This is a genomic window from Pseudomonas sp. GW823-FHT02E01, assembly GCF_058797535.1.
Map to the genome: position 1 here is coordinate 354,058 of NZ_JBXAJS010000006.1, position 16,436 is coordinate 370,493.

The window sequence follows — 16,436 nt, forward strand, 5'->3', positions numbered from 1 at the left end:
GCGTGCGGTCGGTGGTGTGGCAGGAGGGCGCGATTCACTCGGCCCTCCGCGATTCTTCCTGCGTAAAGAACCTACGATTCTTCGGCGACCGGGGTGTGCACCGGTTCCGGTGTAGGTGTCGGACCTTCACGGCGGTTCTCCTGGAACCAGTGCAGCGCGATCAACAGCAGGGTCGGGACGCCCAGCAGGGCGGTAATCAGGAAGAAGTCGTGATAACCGAACTTCTCCACCATGACCCCTGAATAGCCGCCGATCAGGCGTGGCAGTAGCAGCATGATCGAGCTGAGCAGGGCGTATTGGGTGGCGGAGAATTTGAGGTTGGTCAGGCTCGACAGGTAGGCGACGAACGCCGAGGTCGCCAGGCCCGAGCTGAAGTTGTCCAGGGAGATGGTCAGCACCAGCATGTTCAGGTTGGGGCCCATGTCGGCGAGCATCAGGAACAGGATGTTGGTCGCCGCGGAGGCGACACCGCCGATGAACAGGATCGGCAGGATGCCGAAACGCACGATCAGCAGGCCGCCCATGCCAGCGCCGACCAGGGTCATGATCAGGCCGAAGATTTTGCTGACGCTGGCGATCTGGTCCTTGGTGAAGCCCTGGTCGATGTAGAACACGTTGGCCATCACGCCCATGACCGTATCGGACATCCGATAGGTGGCGATCAAGCCGAGCAGCAATAGCGCTTGCCAGCGGTATCGCAGGATGAAGTCGTTGACTGGTGTCAGCACTGGCGCCAGGCCACGGCGGCCCATGGCCGAGAGGCACAGGGCGGTGAGGGTGGTATAGAGAATCGCGCGCAGGAAGGCACGGTCCTCCAGCAGCAGGTCGAGCAGGCTCTCGCCTTCGAACAGTACGCTGGCGAAGTCGGTGTTGTAGAGCTGGGTGAACATGGCCGGCACGGACACCAGCAATACGATCAGCACGAACACCGAGGCCAGTTGATGCACGAAGCTGTAGCGCCCGGCCTGCAGTTGCGTGCGCAATGGTACTGGCGGCTCGCGCATGAACAGGGATGTCAGCAGTGCCGGGACCATCAGGGCACCGAACAGGATGTAAGTGCCGGCCCAGGCCGAATGCTTGTAGTTGAAGCCGGTGGAGCCAAAACCTTCGGCGAAGTACAGCGCGCCTGCGGTAGCCAGCAGCGCGGCGACCCGGTAACCGGACATGTAACTGGCGGCCAGTGCGGCCTGGCGGTTGTCTTCGGCGATTTCCAGACGGTAGGCATCGACCGCGATGTCCTGCGTCGCTGATGCGAAAGCGACGACGACGGCAATGGCGATCAGCCAGGACAAATGCTTTTGCGGGTCGCAGAAACCCATCCCGATCAGGCCAAGGATAACCAGTGCCTGGGACAGCACGAGCCAGGACCTTCGTCGACCGAGTTTGCCGAGCAATGGCAGTCGCCATTGGTCGAGCAGGGGTGACCAGACCCATTTGAAGGCATACGCCAGGCCGATCAGGCTTGCATAGCCAATGGTTTCACGCGCCACGCCGGCTTCACGCAGCCAGACTGAAAGCGTCGAAAACACCAGCATGTAGGGCAGGCCGGCGGCGAAACCAAGCAGCAACAGCACGAGTGTCGAGGGGCTGGCATAAGCGGCGAGCGCGGCGCGCCAGGTTTTACGGGGCATGGGCTGGAGTCTGCCTCAAGAAATACGGAAACAAAGCGCGCACTCTAACCGCTGTGCTCTACCGGACGCCAGCCATGGCGCTGAATATCAACACGATTATTCAGGACACTGATGCCCTCCATGCGTAATCGTGCGCGCTGCTCATCACCCGAAGGGCTGCCGACCGGCAGGCTGATACGCCCGTTTGCGCCCAGAACACGGTGCCAGGGCAACTTGCTGTCGCCGGGCAGTTGACTGAGGGTGCGCCCGACCCAGCGGGCGGCGCGACCCAGTCCTGCGAGCTCGGCCAACTGGCCGTAGCTGACGACTTTGCCCTCGGGTACTTGTGCCAGCGTCAAATACAGCGCCGTGCGTCGGATTTGCGCTGCACTCTCGGGGTCTTCGGTTGGATCGGTCACGTCCGTCAGTCCTGAAGAAGTTTGCCTTACCATCTGTAGAGTAATTCCTGCGCAGGAAGTTGAGAAATGAACTCAACAGAAATAGTCGGGTCAGTCCTTGTCAGGGCATTGTTCCTACGGATAATGCCGACTTTTCTCGCAAGCCTGAGCCTGTATTTTGTTTATGTTGTCCAGATCCCTGCTGTGTCTCGCCGTCCTTGGCGCATCCTCTCCCTTGCTGGCCGATACCGTGTGGTTGAAGAACGGTGACAAGCTGAGCGGCAAGATCACGCTGTTCGATGGCGGAAAGCTGCTGATCCAGACCGAGTACGCCGGTGCGGTGACGATCGACTGGAAACAGGTCAAGACCCTGGACAGCGATCAGGAGTTGCTGGTCAAGCAGGATGCCTACAGTGGTGAGAAAGCCAAATCGTTGAAAGCGGCGGACGACGGCAAGGTCACGCTGGCCAACGGCGAGGGACCGAAGACGGTCGAACTGGCGAGCATCCAGCAGATTCTCAAGCCAAAACCGGTGGTCGAGGATCTGGTGTGGAAAGGCAACGTCGATGTCGCGCTGGATTATCAGCGGGCGGAAAACGACACCGATGACTACGACATCGACTTCAAGACCAGTGCGCGACACGGGCGCTGGCGGCACACCGCTGAAGGTGAGTACAACCGTGAGTTCCAGGACGACGTGGTGACCACGGACAACTGGCGGGCGGAATACTCCATCGACCGATTCCTGACCGAGCAATGGTTCTGGCAGGGGCGCCTGGTCTACAAACGCGACAAGGTCGAAGACCTTTCCCGTCAACGCACCGTCGGTACCGGTCCCGGCTATCAGTTCTGGGATAACGAACTCGGGGCGTTCTCCCTGGGCTCGCTGGTCAACCGCACGGACTATGAATTCTCCGATGGCAGCGAGGAAAATTTCTACGCCTTGGCCATGAAGTGGGACTACAACCGCTACCTGATCGGCAAACGTGTCGAGTTCTTCACCAATGGTGAGGTCGGCAAGCCGCTGTCGGGCGTGGCCGACTACGCGCTCGATGCCGAGATGGGGTTGCGCTACAAGGTGACTGACTGGGCTTCGCTGAACCTGAAGGCGGAACGCGATATCATCAGCGGCGCCGACGATGCGGATCTGGACAAGACACGCTACACCGCAGGGTTTGGCGTGACCTGGTAACAGCATCAAAAGATCGCCGCCTTCGACAGCGCCTGCAGGGTCAACCCGGGAGCTGTCGAAGGCGGCGATCTTTTTTGTGTGGACAAAACACCCGCCCACAAAAAAGCCCCGCTGTTGAGGGCGGGGCTTTTTACTAAAGCAAGTACAAGTTAGATAACTTGAACTTCTTCAGCTTGCATGCCTTTCTGACCGCGGGTAGCGATGAAAGAAACCTGTTGGCCTTCTTTCAGGCTTTTGAAGCCGTCGGACTGGATAGCTTTGAAGTGAACGAACAGGTCGTCACCGGATTGTGGAGTGATGAAGCCGAAGCCTTTTTCATCGTTGAACCACTTAACGGTACCGGTTTGGCGATTAGACATGGTGTAACTCCTTGAACAAAGATAACTGCGACTCAGGAAGAACCCTGGCCGAGACTGAGTGCAAAGAGCAGGAAAAATTCTTGTAGATGGTTGGATCGAAATTCAACATATCGTGTAGAGATTCTCAGTGACACAAGCAGCACAGTGACGCCACCTTAACCCTTTTTCCGGAACGTGCCAATGCTTCTTGCACAGGTTTCTCTGTTTTAAGGATCGGCGGTGTGACGGTTCGTCGCCAGCGCAGGTAATTCCCGCCTGTTCGGCGAGAATTGCACCGCGGACTTTGAACCCGGCGGCGCGCCCGGTAAGATGCCGGACAGAATTTTTCGACCTCGCTATTCAGGACACCCGCCATGAGCATCAAATCGGACAAGTGGATTCGCCGCATGGCGCAGGAACACGGCATGATCGAGCCATTCGTCGAGCGCCAGATGCGCGGCAGCGACGATAGCCGTGTGATCTCCTACGGCGTGTCGAGCTACGGCTACGATGTGCGTTGCACCAATCATTTCAAGGTGTTCACCAACATCAATTCGGCCATCGTCGACCCGAAGAACTTCGATGCCGGCAGCTTCGTCGACATCCACAGCGACGTGTGCATCATTCCGCCGAACTCCTTCGCCCTGGCCAGCACCGTCGAATATTTCCGCATTCCGCGTAACGTTTTGACCATTTGCCTGGGTAAAAGCACCTATGCGCGTTGCGGCATCATCGTCAACGTCACACCGCTCGAGCCTGAGTGGGAAGGTCACGTGACCCTCGAGTTCTCCAACACCACCAATCTGCCGGCGAAAATCTACGCGAACGAGGGCGTGGCACAGATGCTGTTCCTTGAGTCTGACGAAGAGTGTGAAGTGTCCTACAAGGACCGTGGCGGCAAGTATCAGGGCCAGCGTGGCGTGACCCTGCCTCGCACCTGAGTCAACCGTCTGGCAAATGCCGGGAATTCCTGAGCGGGCGTACACTCTATGGGTGTACTGTTCCGATCCGCGCAAGGTGGGTCGGGTCATCGCTCAGGAGTGCCGAATGAAGATCGATCCGCGAATCAGTGCCGAACTGGCAAGGCTTGAACCCAATCAGGTTGGCGTTCTGGCCTGGTCCTTGTTGGCACACCCGCCCGTCAGCATGGCAGGGGGCATTCCCGGCCAGCCTGATCCTGATACCCCGAACGAACAGCCCAATGAGCCGGGCGAGCCTACGCTGCCGGATGAGCCGCCGCCTGCGCCAGTAGTCTGATAATCCAGACACTACAGATCAAAAAATGTGGGAGCGGGCTTGCTCGCGAAAGCGGTGTGCCAGACAACACAAATGTTGAATGTCAGACCGCATTCGCGAGCAAGCCCGCTCCCACAGGTTTTTTGTCAGGTGTTACTTCAGGTTGCCGCTGAGGAACTGCTTCAACCGCTCGCTTTTCGGATTGCCCAACACCTCTTCCGGTGCGCCTTCTTCCTCCACCAGGCCCTGGTGCAGAAACAACACCTGGCTCGACACTTTGCGGGCGAAGCTCATTTCGTGGGTCACCATGATCATGGTCCGGCCTTCTTCGGCCAGGCCCTGGATCACCTTGAGCACTTCACCCACCAGTTCCGGGTCCAGCGCCGAGGTCGGTTCGTCGAACAGCATGACTTCCGGCTCCATGGCCAGTGCGCGGGCAATCGCTACCCGTTGTTGCTGACCGCCGGACAGGAATGCCGGGTATTGGTCAGCCACACGGGGGGCCAGCCCCACTTTGTCGAGGTAGCGCCGGGCGCGATCCTCGGCTTCTTTCCTGTCACAGCCCAGCACCCGGCGCGGCGCCATGGTGATGTTTTCCAGCACCGTCATGTGGCTCCACAGGTTGAAATGCTGGAACACCATGGCCAGACGGGTGCGAATCCGCTGCAGTTCATTGGCGTCGGCCACGTGCATGCCGTGACGATCCTTGATCATGCGGATGTTCTGCCCGTCGAGGCTCATGGCGCCATCGTTGGGTTGTTCCAGGAAGTTGATGCAGCGCAGAAAGGTACTTTTACCCGAGCCGCTGGCGCCGATCAGACTGATGACGTCGCCGGTTTTGGCCTTGAGCGAAACACCTTTGAGGACTTCATGGTCGCCGTAGCTTTTATGCAGGCCTTCGATGGTCAATTTGTACATGGGGCGTGCATCCTCAAGGCGAAAGTAGATAGCCGCTGCGATAGGCTTCGGTGCCCGCGACGTGGGCGATCACCATGCCGGCAGTGGCCATGCGGCGCAGCGAGCGGGCGTACATCAGCCCGGCTGTGGCGCAATGAACGGGAGTGACCAGATCGTTGACCGGATCAATGATCTCGGCGATCAGTTGGCCGGCTTCCAGGTACTGTCCCGGCCGCGCGGTGAATACCAGCAGGCCGCCGACGGGCGTGGCCACCGGCTCAACACCGGCCAGCGGTGTCGCCGGATAGGGCAGGTCGGGCAGGGGCGCGGGTTCGCCGGCGATCGCGCCGAAATGGATCAGGTAATCGATCAGCGCCTGGCAATCGAGGCTGGCCAGCGGGTGATTGACGTCGCCTTGACCGCGCAGTTCGACGGTCACCGAAAAACTGCCCGGCGGAATGTCGAAGTCCTCGCCGAAGCGATCCTTCAATTGCCACCAGAGCAGGGTGAAGCATTCGTCGAACGACTGGCCACCGGAATCGGTTGCCAGCAGGCTGGCTTGGGCGCCGATGTAACGGGCCAGCGGCTCGACCTGCGGCCAGGCTTCAGGTGTGGTGTAGAGGTGCGCGACCGCTTCGAAATCGCAATGCAGGTCGAGCACCATGTCGGCGTCACAGGCCAGTCGCTGCAGGGTCAGGCGCTGGGATTGCAATTGGGTGCCGGCGGTCTGCCGGGCCAGCGCGTCGCGCAGGTTGCTGCGGATCAATTGCAGATTGTGCTGCGGATCGTCACCGAGCTTGCCTTCGATCGCGTTGCCGACTTCCTCGCTGAGGTCGACGAACCAGCGGTTGAAGTTCTGGCCGCTTTCCAGCTCGTAGCGACCCAGCGGCACATCCATCAGCACCTGTTCCAGGCCCACCGGATTGGCGATGGGCACCAGCACGATTTCGCTGCGCAGGCGCCCGGCGGCTTCCAGCTCCGCCAGGCGTTGCTTGAGGTGCCAGGCCACCAGCATGCCGGGCATTTCGTCGGCGTGCAGGGAGGCCTGGATGTAGATCTTGCCGTTGGCCGATTGAGGGCCGAAGTGAAAGCTGTGGATCTGTCTCGCGGTCCCCGGCAGCGGGGCCAGCAGGTCATGTTTCTGGTGGCGCATCTGTTGTTCCTGAAGCAGGTTGAGGCCTAGTGGGTCGGCCCGAGGAAGGCCAGCCATCGGCGTTCGGCAAGGCGGAACAGGCCGACCAGCGCAAAAGTGACGGTCAGGTAGATCAGCGCGGCGATGCCGAACGACTGGAAGGTCAGGAAAGTCGCCGAGTTGGCGTCCCGAGCAACTTTGAGCACGTCCGGGATGGTCGCGGTGAAGGCCACGGTGGTCGAGTGCAGCATCAGGATCACTTCGTTGCTGTAGTACGGCAACGAGCGACGCAGGGCCGATGGCATGATCACGTAGGCATACAGTTTCCAGCCGGTCAGGCCGTAAGCCTTGGCCGCTTCGACTTCGCCGTGGTTCATGCTGCGGATGGCCCCGGCGAAGATCTCCGTGGTGTAGGCGCAGGTGTTCAGGGCGAAGGCCAGGATCGTGCAGTTCATCGCATCGCGAAAGAACGCGTCCAGTACGGGCTGGGCCCGAATGGCGGCCAGGCTGTAGATCCCCGTGTAACAGATCAATAGCTGGATATAAAGCGGCGTGCCACGGAACAGGTAGGTATAGAACTGCACCGGCCAACGGATGTAGAAGTGCGGCGATACACGGGCGATGGACAGCGGGATCGACACGATAAAACCGATGAAGATCGAAGCGCTGAGCAACCACATCGTCATGGCCAGGCCGGTGATGTTGTTGCCGTCGCTATAGAGGAAGGGTTTCCAGTATTCCTGCAGGAGTTCGATCATCGTACGGCCTCCCGGGTCCCGGCGGAGTAACGACGTTCGAGCCAGCGCAGGATGACGTTGGACGCGCTGGTGATCACCAGGTAGATCAGCGCGGCAAGCACCAGGAAATAAAACAGCTGATAGGTACTTTTACCGGCGTCCTGGGCAGCCTTGACCAGGTCGGCGAGGCCGATGATCGACACCAGGGCCGTGGCCTTGAGCATCACCATCCAGTTGTTGCCGATACCCGGCAGGGCATAACGCATCATCTGCGGGAACACCACGATCCAGAAACGCTGGCCGCGCTTGAGACCATAGGCGGTGGCCGCTTCGACCTGACCCCGTGGGACGGCGAGAATCGCGCCACGGAAGGTTTCAGTGAAATACGCACCATAGATGAAGCCCAGGGTGATGACCCCGGCGCTGAACGGGTTGATCTCGATGTATTCCCATTCCATGTAATCGGTAAACGAGGTCAGCCAGGTTTGCAGGCTGTAGAAGATCAGCAGCATCAGGACCAGGTCCGGAACGCCGCGAATGAGTGTGGTGTAGAGCTGGGCAGGCACGCGCATCAGTTTGACTTTTGACAGCTTGGCACTGGCGCCGAGCAGCCCGAGCAGCACGGCCAGCAACAGCGACAACGCCGACAGCTTGATCGTCATCCAGGTGCCTTGCATCAGCAGCGGACCGAAGCCCTTGAGGCTGAAGGCAGAGAGCCCCAGATTTTCTAATAAGGTTTCGAACATAAATCAGCAACCTGATCGGATGAAAAAAGCGCCCATCGAGAGATGGGCGCCGGGCATTATTTGCCGCTGTACAGATTCAGATCGCCAAAGTGTTTCTTCTGAATGGTGGCGTAGGTGCCATCATCGTGTAACGCTTTGATACCTTTATCCAAAAGTGCTTTCAGCTCGGTGTTACCTTTCTTAATACCGACCGCAGTTTTGGCAGGCAGCAGTTCGCTGTCGACTGGCTTGCTGACTTCGTAGCCTTCACCTTTTGGTGACTTCAAGAAGCCCAGTTCGGCTTGCAGCATGTCCTGGATCGCTGCGTCGAGACGGCCGGAAGTCAGGTCGGAATACACTTGATCCTGATTCTGATAGGCCTGGGTTTTCACGCCGGCCTTGTCGAGAACGGCTTTGGCGTAGGCTTCCTGGATGGTGCCTTGCTCGTAGCCTACGGTTTTGCCCTTCAGCGAGGCGACGTCCTCGGTCAGGCCGGAGCCTTTCTTGAACACGTAGGCGGTTGGGCCGGAGAACAACTCGCTGGAGAAGTCGATGACTTTTTCACGGGCCGGGGTAACGGTCATCGACGAAATCACGCCGTCGAATTTATTGGCTTTCAGGCCCGGAATCATGCCATCGAAGTCACTCTCGACCCACTTGCACTTGACCTTCAGTTCGGCGCAGATCGCGTTCCCCAGATCGATGTCAAAGCCTACCAGGCTGCCATCGGCCGCTTTCGATTCGAACGGTGCGTAGGAAGGGTCAACGCCGAAACGCAGTTCTTTGTACTCCTTCGCCATGGCGGAACCAGCCGCCATGCACAACGCCAGTGCAGAAAGGGTCAGCAATGCTTTTTTCATTATTCAATCCCTAAAAACCAATATGAGCGCTTGTGGCGCAGAATTATTGTTACTGGAAAGCGTAAGACCTGTTGAAAGTAGCAATTTCCGAACCAGAGTGCCGAACAAGCGTTTTATTTAGGTACTTGGAAATGGCCGGAGACAGATTTATGCACGAAAACGGGCGCAGGGAAATGGGTGCACCAAATCAACTCGCCACAAAAGAACGGATTGACCGAGCAGGTTTCGCAGGGCCGGGCACTCCACCTCGTTACATGACTTGTCCTTGAGTCAGCGCAACCGCGATTACGATTCAACATTCAACCTCTATTTTGAATGTCAGACCGCTATCGCGGGCAAGTAAAGGGCTGGGTTATTTACCGGGTGTCAGCGTCAACCGCGCCTTGCCATAGGCGTTGTCGAAGTTCTGCGGCTGCATCGGCAGGCTCATGTACTGGCCCTTGAACCACGGCTCGATGCTGTTGAGGTAGTTCGGGCTGGCCGGGTTGCCGGACTGGCCGGTGCCGTTCTGCGCCATCAGCGGTTCGGACTGGCCGAAGTCGACGATAAAGCGCATGGCTGGCGCCAGCGTGGTGTTGAAGTCCTGGCCCCAGGCGAAGGCGGCGGTGTTGAGAGTGGTGTGATCGCCACCGGCCGGCAACGGTCCGCGTACGGTCTGGCCGCTGCTGTTTTTCCATTCATAGCGATGCAGTTTGCCCCATTGCCAGGCTTTGTGATCGCCACCCAACTGACTGTCGCCGGCGCTGATCGCGGCGGCGAGGCTGCGGGCGAGGATGGCCGGTTTGTCCTCTTTCTGTGCGGTGCGCACGTCATCCCAGAACGGGCTGTCCTCACGCCCGAGCAGGTGATCGGCCTGGGCCGCGTAGGACAACTTGCCGTCGGCGACAAAAGCTTTCCACGTCGGGCTACTTTCCGGGCCCAGTTCATCGAGGAAGATCTGCCGCGTGCTTTCCTGCAGGAACAGTTCGTAGATGGCCGCATCGGTGGAGGTCGGGCCGAGCTTGCCGTCGAACGCCATCAAGCGGCTGTAGGCTTCGTGTGCCTTGGCGCGATCGGCCGCCGGCAAGGCGTCCATGGCTTGTTTGAGTGGCTGGGCCATACCCGGCGCTTCGAACATTTTCTTCAGCTTGGCAGCGAAGGTGGTGATCTGGTCGTATTGCATGGCGATCAGGCTGCGGCTGTCGTGTTTGCCTGCACCGGCCAGTTCGGCCAGGCGCTCGCCGCGCTCCGGAGCGGCCCAGGAATTGGACAGCTGCATGCCGTAGCCATGGGGAATGACCCGCTGGTTGGCGGTGCCGAGCCAGCCCTGAGCCGGGTCCTGATCGTACGGGTGCAGCATTGGGTCGGCGTAACCGTCCCAATCGTATCGACCTTCCCAGCCCGGCGAGGGCAGCAAGCCTTCGCCTTCGCGACGGTTCGGGTAGCGGCCGGTGACTTGCCAGCCGATGTGATTCGCGTCGGCGAATACCAGGTTCATCGCAATGGCGCGGATTTCGCGGCTGGCATCCGAGGCTTTCTCGACACTCTGGGCGCGGGACAGGTCGAAGAGCGCGTCCAGGGTCTTGTCGTCGGTGAAGTTCGGCGTCTGCAAGGCCAGGCCGAAACCATTGGCCAGCGTGGTGCCCTGGGCGCTGTTGAGCAGCGGGCCATGGCGGGTTTCGTACACCGCTTCGCGAATCGGCCGCTGGCCTTTGACGAAATAGGTTTCGTTGCGCACGATCGCCGGCTGCCACTTCCCGGCGTTTTCGTAGGTAAGCCCGTTGCTCTGGCGCTTGATCTTCTCCAGGAACAGGTCCTGATTGTCGCCCATCACGGACGTCATGCTCCACGCCACCTTGCCGTTGAAACCTCCAAGCACCATCGGCAGACCCGCGATGGTCACGCCGGATGCCTGATACTTCGGCGTGCGAATCTGCACGTAACTGAACAATGAAGGCACGCCCAGCGGGCCATGACTGTCACTGGCCAGCAGGCTCTTGCCGCTGCGGCTGCGTTGTGGGGCGATGGCCCAGTTGTTCGACGAAGTGGCGCCCAGCAGGTTCAGGTCCGACAGTTGGCCCGTGGCTTTGCTGAGTTCGGCCAGCCCCGGTACTTGCCCGTTGAGCTTGAAGCCTTGCAGTTTTTCGCTTTCGGCGACCGGCAGTTTTTCGTCGGGAGCCGACGGCGTCAGCCATGCAAGTTTGTCGGTGGTGACGGTCTGTGCCAGTACCAGCGAGGAAATTTCTTCCGGCAGGTTGGTCGACTGGCTGAAGTTCAGCAGGCAGAAAATCAGCGCCGAATCCTCCGGCTGCCAGTACTCAGGCTTGTAGCCGGTGGCTGCCAGATCCGCCGGCAGTTTGTCGCGGTAGCGGAACAGGTAGGCGTTGACCCCGCGCGCATAGACTTCGAAGAAACGCTTGAGGCGCGGTGAAGAGGCCTTGTACAGCTCGCCAGCACTTTTCTTCAGGTTGACCGCCCGCATGTAACGGTCGGCATCCAGCAGGTCCGCACCGTGCATCTCGGCCAAACGGCCCTGGGCCAGCAGGCGCAGGGTGACCATCTGGGTGATGCGGTCGCTGGCATGCACGTAACCGAGGGTGAACAGCGCGTCGTGGAAGCTGTTGCTTTCGATCAGCGGCATGCCCATGGCATTGCGGCGCACCGAAACGCTCTGCGCCAGGCCCTTGAGTGGTTGTACGCCGGAGGTCGGCGGGAGGGTGTCCTGGGCGTTGAAGTTCTGACAACCGGTCAGGCTCAACACACCGGCCACTGCTGCGGCAACGCCGAACCGGGGTAGAAAATGAGTAAGGGCTGGCGAGGCCATGGCAAAGCTCCTGCGGGGGTAGAGGCGGCGGCGCGCAATAAAGGCGCTACGTTAGTGAGCGGGAGGTGGCCGCGCAAGCGGGGTACAAGGTTATTTCAGGATTTGTCTGATAAACCGGAAAGATCGCAGTCTTGTCAGTCGCAATGGGGGATGTTGAAGTGCGAAACGCTCAACAATTCAAGAGAACAGTCGGCATGGAGCTCAAGGCAAACGCGGCACTGATCATCATCGATCAACAAAAGGGCATCCTGCATCCCAGGCTCGGCCGCAGGAATAATCCAGAGGCCGAAGCGCGCATGCTGGACTTGCTTGGCCATTGGCGATGCACCGCTAGGCCGGTGATCCATGTGCAGCACCTGTCGCGCTCGGAGGACTCGGTGTTCTGGCCGCAGCAGTCGGGGGTGGAGTTTCAGGAACGGTTTGAGCCAATGGCCGGTGAACGCTTGATCCAGAAGCAGGTGCCGGATGCGTTTTGTTCGACGGGGCTGGAGGCGCAGTTGCGCGAGGCGGGGATCGGGCAGTTGATCATCGTCGGTGTCGCGACCCACAACTCGGTGGAGTCCACGGCGCGTACCGCGGGCAACCTGGGGTTTGATACGTGGGTGGCCGAGGATGCGTGCTTTACCTTCGACAAGGCTGATTTCTTTGGCCAAGCCCATAGCGCCGAAGTGGTGCATGCGATGTCGCTGGGGAATTTGCACGGTGAGTATGCGACGGTTGTCAGCACCGCATGTGTCTTAACGGCTGACTGAAAAACCTGTAGGAGCGAGCTTGCTCGCGATGGTGTATCAGCTACACAGATGTCGACTGACAGTCCATCGCGAGCAAGCTGGCTCCTGCAAGGGAATTGAATTCACAGCACAGATCAGCTCGCGAAGACGATTCAACAGGCGAAGCAAGTCTTCGCCCGAAGCATCAAGCGCCGTGGCACTTCTTGAATTTCTTGCCGTTGCCGCATGGGCACGGATCGTTGCGGCCGACGTCTTTCAGGGCATTGCGCACCGGTTCCTGGTGAGCGTGGCCGCAGTTCGGACCGTGGACATGGCCGTGGTCGTGATCATGGTGGTGATGGTCATGATCATGATCGTGATTGCAGTCAGGGCCGTGGACATGGGGTTGCTGGGTCATCGGTGTTGCTCCGGAATTAAATCGGCGGCGATTATCACGCCATTGCGCGTCAGGTGCACGTAGTGGGTGATGAATATACCGGTTTCCAGTTCACCTTCCAGACGATAGGGAATGGGTTGATCGGATTTTTTCAGCAGTTTGGCCAGATCACGGACCTTGGACCACAGGTTGGTGCGGATCGGTACCTTGAAGTAAGCGCTGTGCCTGGGGCTGATGGTGAACCAGTGTTCGTACTCGCCGTCGGCCAGCAGTATGTCGCCCAAGTGAACGCGGTACTCCAGACCGCGCACGGTCAGGTCGCTGTCGTTGGGGTTGTCGATGCGAAAATGCAGGAGGAGTTTCTGTTCCAGCAGTTTGGCGTTGACCACCTCGATCTTCACCAGATGGACCTCGGGGTCCGGCAAGTCGTCGAACCACGAGGCACAGCCGCCGAGTCCCAGTGTCAGGAACAAGGTGAGCAGACAGAGTGCGCAGCGGCGGATGATCATCGTGGTGTTTCTCCCTTGAGCTCCAGTCTAGACCCAAAGGATCGCAGCCTTCGACAGCTCCTGCGTGGTGGTCAGTCATTCCATGTACTAGCTGCTGAAGTACCCCGCACAACACTTCTTGAACTTCTGCCCACTCGCGCACGGGCAAGGGTCATTGCGCCCGAGTTTGAGTTGCACGGTCGGGTCGATGAAATACCAGCGCCCGGCGTTCTGTACGAACGATGAGCGCTCTCGATGACTGTGCTCGCCATTGCTGTCGTGCCAGCGCGCGGTGAAGGTCACGAAAGCGTGTTCAGGCTGGCCGCCCAGCACTTCGGATCTTTCCACCTCAAGGCCCAGCCACGTACTTTGCGCGCTCCAGTCGCTGATCGATTGACGGTCCAGGCCAGCCTGTTGGGCGGGCAGGGTGGTGGCCACCAGATAGTCGACCAACCCCAGCACATAAGCGCTGTAGCGTGAGCGCATCAAGGTTTGCGCGCACGGCGCCGGGTGTCCGGCATGGTAGTGACCGCAGCAGGCGTCGAGCAGGGTGCCGCTGCCGCAAGGGCAAATGGATGTACTCATTGCATTACCACCAGTATTTCCCGAAGTTTTCCGGATTGGCCCAGAAGCGCGAATTGAGCCAGTCGGGGACTTGTTTGTATTCAAGCAGATCGTAGGTAAACAGGGTCAGGACCTGTTCGTCCCGTTGGAAGCGTTCACTGGCTTGCAGGGCCAGGGAGAAAAAGTCGGTTTCCTGCCAGCCACAGGCCGGCAGATCCGCCAGCACCGCGATGCGGCTGGCGTTGAGGTTGCGGATGCCACCCAGCAGGTTCAGGCCGTCGCGCTTGGGCAGATGCTCCAGGCAATCGACCACCAGGGCCAGGTCGAAACGGCGGGCCGCCAACTCGTCGGGCAACGGCCCGGGGGCGGCGAAAGCGACGCAGCTGTCCGGGTGAGCGAGTTTGAAAGCCTCCAGTGCCGGGAACTCGCTGGCGCCGATCAACAACAGACGTGTGGGGGCATATCGGTCGAGTAACGCGGCCAGTGCCTGTTGTGGCGTGCGTGAAGAAATACCTGCAGTCATCGAAGATCCTCAATCAGATCTGCCAAGACTAGCCTGCCCTTACGTTCGGGCCTAGAGCGCCTTGGCGACAAAAGCGCCAAGCTGCCGTTAATACGCGAATAAACAGCATGGCCTATTGCTGGCGGAGTTTAAAACTCGGGTCTTTACTACCTGAATCGGTTCTAAGCCGATCCTTCAGGAGAAAACTAGATGAGCATAGTTCGGACAGTATTACCCTTGGTTCTGCTAACCAGTGTCTTGACTGGTTGCGCAGGTTTGCAGAAAACCGACTGGCCGACCTGTGCGGCTGTTGGTGGTGTCGTGGGTGCGGGCCTCGGAGCGACCGAAAGCTCGGCATGGGCAGGGTATGGTGCTCTGCTCGTCGGCGGTACGGCAGCGGCTTATTGCTGGGTGCACGGTGATGGCGACGAAGACGGCGACGGTGTGCCGGATAGTCGCGACAAGTGCCCAGGCACGCCTAAAGGCGTTCAGGTCGATGCCAACGGTTGCCCGCCACCTGCGCCTGTGGTCGAAGAAGCGGTTGTGGTCCAGGAAGAAACCATCGTCATTCGCGATGTCCACTTCCAGTTTGATAAAGCCACGCTTACCTCGTCCGACAAACTGGTACTCGACAAGATTGCCACTCGCCTGAAAGCCGAAGCCCCGACTGCTCAACTGACCGTAACCGGCCATACCGACAGCGTGGGTAGCGACGCCTACAACCAGAAACTGTCGGATAAACGCGCCCACTCGGTGGTTGAATACCTCATCGATCAAGGCGTACCTCGCAGCAACTTCGTGTCGGTTGTCGGTGCCGGTGAAAGCCAGCCGGTTGCAGACAACAAAACCGCTGACGGTCGTGCACAGAACCGCCGTACCGAAATCAAAATCCAGCGTTAGGCCCCCCTCGCATCCGCGCCTTGTGCAGTCGCGGATGCGGGTCTTTACTCCTGTGTAACCGGTATTGGCCGGGGACACAGGAGCTTTCAACATGATCGTTCTCACAAGGACCGTCTTGCCGGTTCTGCTACTTGGCAGCCTCTTGACCGGCTGCGCGACCCACAGCGATGGCACCGCCCCCCTCAATCAACGCACCTGGCCAATTTGCAGCCTCATCGGCGGTCTGGTCGGTGGTGGTCTGGGCGCAATCGAGAGTAGTGCCTGGGCTGCGGGTGGGGCGGCGCTGGGTATCTTGTCCGGCGGCTTGATCTGCTATGCCCAGGATGGCGACGAAGATGGCGACGGCGTTTTCGACCGACGCGACCGTTGCGCTGATACCCCTGCCAATACCCCGGTCGACCATCGCGGTTGCGTGGTGCCGCAGTACCCGGACAGCGTCCAGGTCGAGCCTGCGCAATCCGAAGTCATTACTCTGAGCGATGTACTGTTTGTCTTCAATCAATCCGAGCTGACCCCGACGGCGAAGAGTCAACTGGATGCGTTGATGAGCAAGTTCGAGGATGCCGATGTGGTCAGCATCAAGGTGGTCGGCCACACCGACAGTGTCGGTTCGGATGCCTATAACCAGGCCTTGTCGGAGCGGCGTGCCAGCAGCGTGGCGGAATACCTGTTGAGCCAGGGTGTGGCGCCGAACAAAATCACCAGTGAAGGCAAGGGCGAGAGCCAACCGATTGCCGACAACGAAACAGAAGAAGGCCGTGCGAAAAACCGTCGCGTGGAACTGCATATAAACCGCTGAGCCAAGAGATAGAGCCGTCGAGCGACTGGTGTGATCGCTGCGACGGCCGTTCGGCGGCCTCCATGAAGAATTTTCCGTTGCCCTCTGGCTTATCCCGCGTGGAAGCCGTTACTGTGCGCGCAAACAATAATTCTCATCGGGGGCGCGT

At 59.5% G+C, this 16,436-nt stretch carries 19 protein-coding genes; 6 read left to right on the forward strand and 13 right to left on the reverse strand.

Features of this window, described 5'->3' with window-relative positions:
* Positions 1-71 precede the first annotated feature (71 nt).
* The gene (locus tag AC1RDQ_RS17165; protein ID WP_057716135.1) at positions 72-1,631 is read right to left on the reverse strand and encodes an AmpG family muropeptide MFS transporter; all 1,560 of its coding nucleotides are present in this window, start codon (positions 1,629-1,631) and stop codon (positions 72-74) included.
* A gap of 44 nt (positions 1,632-1,675) precedes the next feature.
* Positions 1,676-2,062 (reverse strand): MGMT family protein, encoded by a 387-nt coding sequence (locus tag AC1RDQ_RS17170; RefSeq protein ID WP_219733057.1) that lies wholly within the window; start codon positions 2,060-2,062, stop codon positions 1,676-1,678.
* Positions 2,063-2,192: 130 nt separating this feature from the next.
* On the opposite strand from AC1RDQ_RS17170, the gene AC1RDQ_RS17175 reads away from it, so the two are divergent.
* Positions 2,193-3,200 carry a DUF481 domain-containing protein gene (locus AC1RDQ_RS17175; protein ID WP_090453513.1) on the forward strand — a complete coding sequence of 336 codons (1,008 nt, stop codon included), beginning with the start codon at positions 2,193-2,195 and terminating at the stop codon, positions 3,198-3,200.
* Between the two features lie 149 nt (positions 3,201-3,349).
* On the opposite strand, the gene AC1RDQ_RS17180 is transcribed toward AC1RDQ_RS17175, so the two are convergent.
* A complete protein-coding gene (locus AC1RDQ_RS17180) occupies positions 3,350-3,559 on the reverse strand; it encodes a cold-shock protein (protein WP_002554837.1) in 210 nt (69 codons plus the stop codon).
* A 353-nt stretch (positions 3,560-3,912) separates the two neighbouring features.
* Here AC1RDQ_RS17180 and dcd point away from each other — a divergent pair, with 353 nt between their 5' ends.
* Positions 3,913-4,479: a dCTP deaminase gene (gene dcd / locus AC1RDQ_RS17185; protein ID WP_007940589.1), complete on the forward strand. Its 567-nt coding sequence runs from the start codon at positions 3,913-3,915 to the stop codon at positions 4,477-4,479.
* A gap of 106 nt (positions 4,480-4,585) precedes the next feature.
* Positions 4,586-4,795, forward strand: coding sequence for a hypothetical protein (locus tag AC1RDQ_RS17190; protein ID WP_008052149.1), 210 nt, complete (start codon positions 4,586-4,588; stop codon positions 4,793-4,795).
* A gap of 132 nt (positions 4,796-4,927) precedes the next feature.
* Here AC1RDQ_RS17190 and AC1RDQ_RS17195 read toward each other — a convergent pair whose 3' ends face one another.
* From AC1RDQ_RS17195 to AC1RDQ_RS17220, 6 genes are all read right to left on the reverse strand, one after another.
* Entirely contained in the window at positions 4,928-5,692 is a 765-nt protein-coding gene (locus AC1RDQ_RS17195; protein WP_057716131.1) for an ABC transporter ATP-binding protein, read from the reverse strand.
* Between the two features lie 13 nt (positions 5,693-5,705).
* Positions 5,706-6,824: a succinylglutamate desuccinylase/aspartoacylase family protein gene (locus tag AC1RDQ_RS17200; RefSeq protein WP_218495053.1), complete on the reverse strand. Its 1,119-nt coding sequence runs from the start codon at positions 6,822-6,824 to the stop codon at positions 5,706-5,708.
* A gap of 26 nt (positions 6,825-6,850) precedes the next feature.
* Positions 6,851-7,561 carry an ABC transporter permease gene (locus AC1RDQ_RS17205; protein WP_057716129.1) on the reverse strand — a complete coding sequence of 237 codons (711 nt, stop codon included), beginning with the start codon at positions 7,559-7,561 and terminating at the stop codon, positions 6,851-6,853.
* Positions 7,558-8,286: an ABC transporter permease gene (locus AC1RDQ_RS17210; protein ID WP_057716128.1), complete on the reverse strand. Its 729-nt coding sequence runs from the start codon at positions 8,284-8,286 to the stop codon at positions 7,558-7,560. Before AC1RDQ_RS17210 ends, AC1RDQ_RS17205 begins: the two co-directional genes overlap by 4 nt.
* Before the next feature lie 56 nt (positions 8,287-8,342).
* Positions 8,343-9,125 carry a transporter substrate-binding domain-containing protein gene (locus tag AC1RDQ_RS17215; protein ID WP_057716127.1) on the reverse strand — a complete coding sequence of 261 codons (783 nt, stop codon included), beginning with the start codon at positions 9,123-9,125 and terminating at the stop codon, positions 8,343-8,345.
* A gap of 352 nt (positions 9,126-9,477) precedes the next feature.
* A complete protein-coding gene (locus AC1RDQ_RS17220; RefSeq protein WP_492587766.1) occupies positions 9,478-11,928 on the reverse strand; it encodes a penicillin acylase family protein in 2,451 nt (816 codons plus the stop codon).
* A 194-nt stretch (positions 11,929-12,122) separates the two neighbouring features.
* Between AC1RDQ_RS17220 and AC1RDQ_RS17225 the strand changes: the two genes are divergently transcribed.
* Positions 12,123-12,680 (forward strand): cysteine hydrolase family protein, encoded by a 558-nt coding sequence (locus tag AC1RDQ_RS17225; RefSeq protein ID WP_150812934.1) that lies wholly within the window; start codon positions 12,123-12,125, stop codon positions 12,678-12,680.
* Between the two features lie 163 nt (positions 12,681-12,843).
* Here AC1RDQ_RS17225 and AC1RDQ_RS17230 read toward each other — a convergent pair whose 3' ends face one another.
* From AC1RDQ_RS17230 to AC1RDQ_RS17245, 4 genes are all read right to left on the reverse strand, one after another.
* The gene (locus AC1RDQ_RS17230) at positions 12,844-13,056 is read right to left on the reverse strand and encodes an SEC-C metal-binding domain-containing protein (RefSeq protein WP_015093814.1); all 213 of its coding nucleotides are present in this window, start codon (positions 13,054-13,056) and stop codon (positions 12,844-12,846) included.
* Positions 13,053-13,544 carry an LEA/WHy family protein gene (locus AC1RDQ_RS17235; protein ID WP_492587767.1) on the reverse strand — a complete coding sequence of 164 codons (492 nt, stop codon included), beginning with the start codon at positions 13,542-13,544 and terminating at the stop codon, positions 13,053-13,055. The genes AC1RDQ_RS17230 and AC1RDQ_RS17235 overlap by 4 nt, the downstream gene beginning before the upstream one ends.
* Before the next feature lie 87 nt (positions 13,545-13,631).
* Positions 13,632-14,108, reverse strand: coding sequence for a YchJ family protein (locus AC1RDQ_RS17240; RefSeq protein ID WP_492587768.1), 477 nt, complete (start codon positions 14,106-14,108; stop codon positions 13,632-13,634).
* Positions 14,109-14,112: 4 nt separating this feature from the next.
* Positions 14,113-14,610 (reverse strand): DUF6231 family protein, encoded by a 498-nt coding sequence (locus tag AC1RDQ_RS17245; protein WP_057716122.1) that lies wholly within the window; start codon positions 14,608-14,610, stop codon positions 14,113-14,115.
* A 189-nt stretch (positions 14,611-14,799) separates the two neighbouring features.
* Here AC1RDQ_RS17245 and AC1RDQ_RS17250 point away from each other — a divergent pair, with 189 nt between their 5' ends.
* Both AC1RDQ_RS17250 and AC1RDQ_RS17255 read left to right on the forward strand, forming a co-directional pair.
* The gene (locus AC1RDQ_RS17250) at positions 14,800-15,489 is read left to right on the forward strand and encodes a PA1041 family peptidoglycan-binding anchor lipoprotein (protein ID WP_090453529.1); all 690 of its coding nucleotides are present in this window, start codon (positions 14,800-14,802) and stop codon (positions 15,487-15,489) included.
* Positions 15,490-15,580: 91 nt separating this feature from the next.
* Positions 15,581-16,288 (forward strand): PA1041 family peptidoglycan-binding anchor lipoprotein, encoded by a 708-nt coding sequence (locus tag AC1RDQ_RS17255; protein ID WP_057716120.1) that lies wholly within the window; start codon positions 15,581-15,583, stop codon positions 16,286-16,288.
* The last annotated feature ends 148 nt before the right edge of the window (positions 16,289-16,436 follow it).

What these genes read in the sequence shown, in the direction of transcription:
- AC1RDQ_RS17165 (WP_057716135.1), bottom strand. Translation starts at nt 1,631, where the DNA reads ATGCCCCGTAAAACCTGGCGCGCCGCGCTCGCCGCTTATGCCAGCCCC.
- AC1RDQ_RS17170 (WP_219733057.1), bottom strand. Translation starts at nt 2,062, where the DNA reads ATGGTAAGGCAAACTTCTTCAGGACTGACGGACGTGACCGATCCAACC.
- AC1RDQ_RS17175 (WP_090453513.1), top strand. Translation starts at nt 2,193, where the DNA reads ATGTTGTCCAGATCCCTGCTGTGTCTCGCCGTCCTTGGCGCATCCTCT.
- AC1RDQ_RS17180 (WP_002554837.1), bottom strand. Translation starts at nt 3,559, where the DNA reads ATGTCTAATCGCCAAACCGGTACCGTTAAGTGGTTCAACGATGAAAAA.
- dcd (WP_007940589.1), top strand. Translation starts at nt 3,913, where the DNA reads ATGAGCATCAAATCGGACAAGTGGATTCGCCGCATGGCGCAGGAACAC.
- AC1RDQ_RS17190 (WP_008052149.1), top strand. Translation starts at nt 4,586, where the DNA reads ATGAAGATCGATCCGCGAATCAGTGCCGAACTGGCAAGGCTTGAACCC.
- AC1RDQ_RS17195 (WP_057716131.1), bottom strand. Translation starts at nt 5,692, where the DNA reads ATGTACAAATTGACCATCGAAGGCCTGCATAAAAGCTACGGCGACCAT.
- AC1RDQ_RS17200 (WP_218495053.1), bottom strand. Translation starts at nt 6,824, where the DNA reads ATGCGCCACCAGAAACATGACCTGCTGGCCCCGCTGCCGGGGACCGCG.
- AC1RDQ_RS17205 (WP_057716129.1), bottom strand. Translation starts at nt 7,561, where the DNA reads ATGATCGAACTCCTGCAGGAATACTGGAAACCCTTCCTCTATAGCGAC.
- AC1RDQ_RS17210 (WP_057716128.1), bottom strand. Translation starts at nt 8,286, where the DNA reads ATGTTCGAAACCTTATTAGAAAATCTGGGGCTCTCTGCCTTCAGCCTC.
- AC1RDQ_RS17215 (WP_057716127.1), bottom strand. Translation starts at nt 9,125, where the DNA reads ATGAAAAAAGCATTGCTGACCCTTTCTGCACTGGCGTTGTGCATGGCG.
- AC1RDQ_RS17220 (WP_492587766.1), bottom strand. Translation starts at nt 11,928, where the DNA reads ATGGCCTCGCCAGCCCTTACTCATTTTCTACCCCGGTTCGGCGTTGCC.
- AC1RDQ_RS17225 (WP_150812934.1), top strand. Translation starts at nt 12,123, where the DNA reads ATGGAGCTCAAGGCAAACGCGGCACTGATCATCATCGATCAACAAAAG.
- AC1RDQ_RS17230 (WP_015093814.1), bottom strand. Translation starts at nt 13,056, where the DNA reads ATGACCCAGCAACCCCATGTCCACGGCCCTGACTGCAATCACGATCAT.
- AC1RDQ_RS17235 (WP_492587767.1), bottom strand. Translation starts at nt 13,544, where the DNA reads ATGATCATCCGCCGCTGCGCACTCTGTCTGCTCACCTTGTTCCTGACA.
- AC1RDQ_RS17240 (WP_492587768.1), bottom strand. Translation starts at nt 14,108, where the DNA reads ATGAGTACATCCATTTGCCCTTGCGGCAGCGGCACCCTGCTCGACGCC.
- AC1RDQ_RS17245 (WP_057716122.1), bottom strand. Translation starts at nt 14,610, where the DNA reads ATGACTGCAGGTATTTCTTCACGCACGCCACAACAGGCACTGGCCGCG.
- AC1RDQ_RS17250 (WP_090453529.1), top strand. Translation starts at nt 14,800, where the DNA reads ATGAGCATAGTTCGGACAGTATTACCCTTGGTTCTGCTAACCAGTGTC.
- AC1RDQ_RS17255 (WP_057716120.1), top strand. Translation starts at nt 15,581, where the DNA reads ATGATCGTTCTCACAAGGACCGTCTTGCCGGTTCTGCTACTTGGCAGC.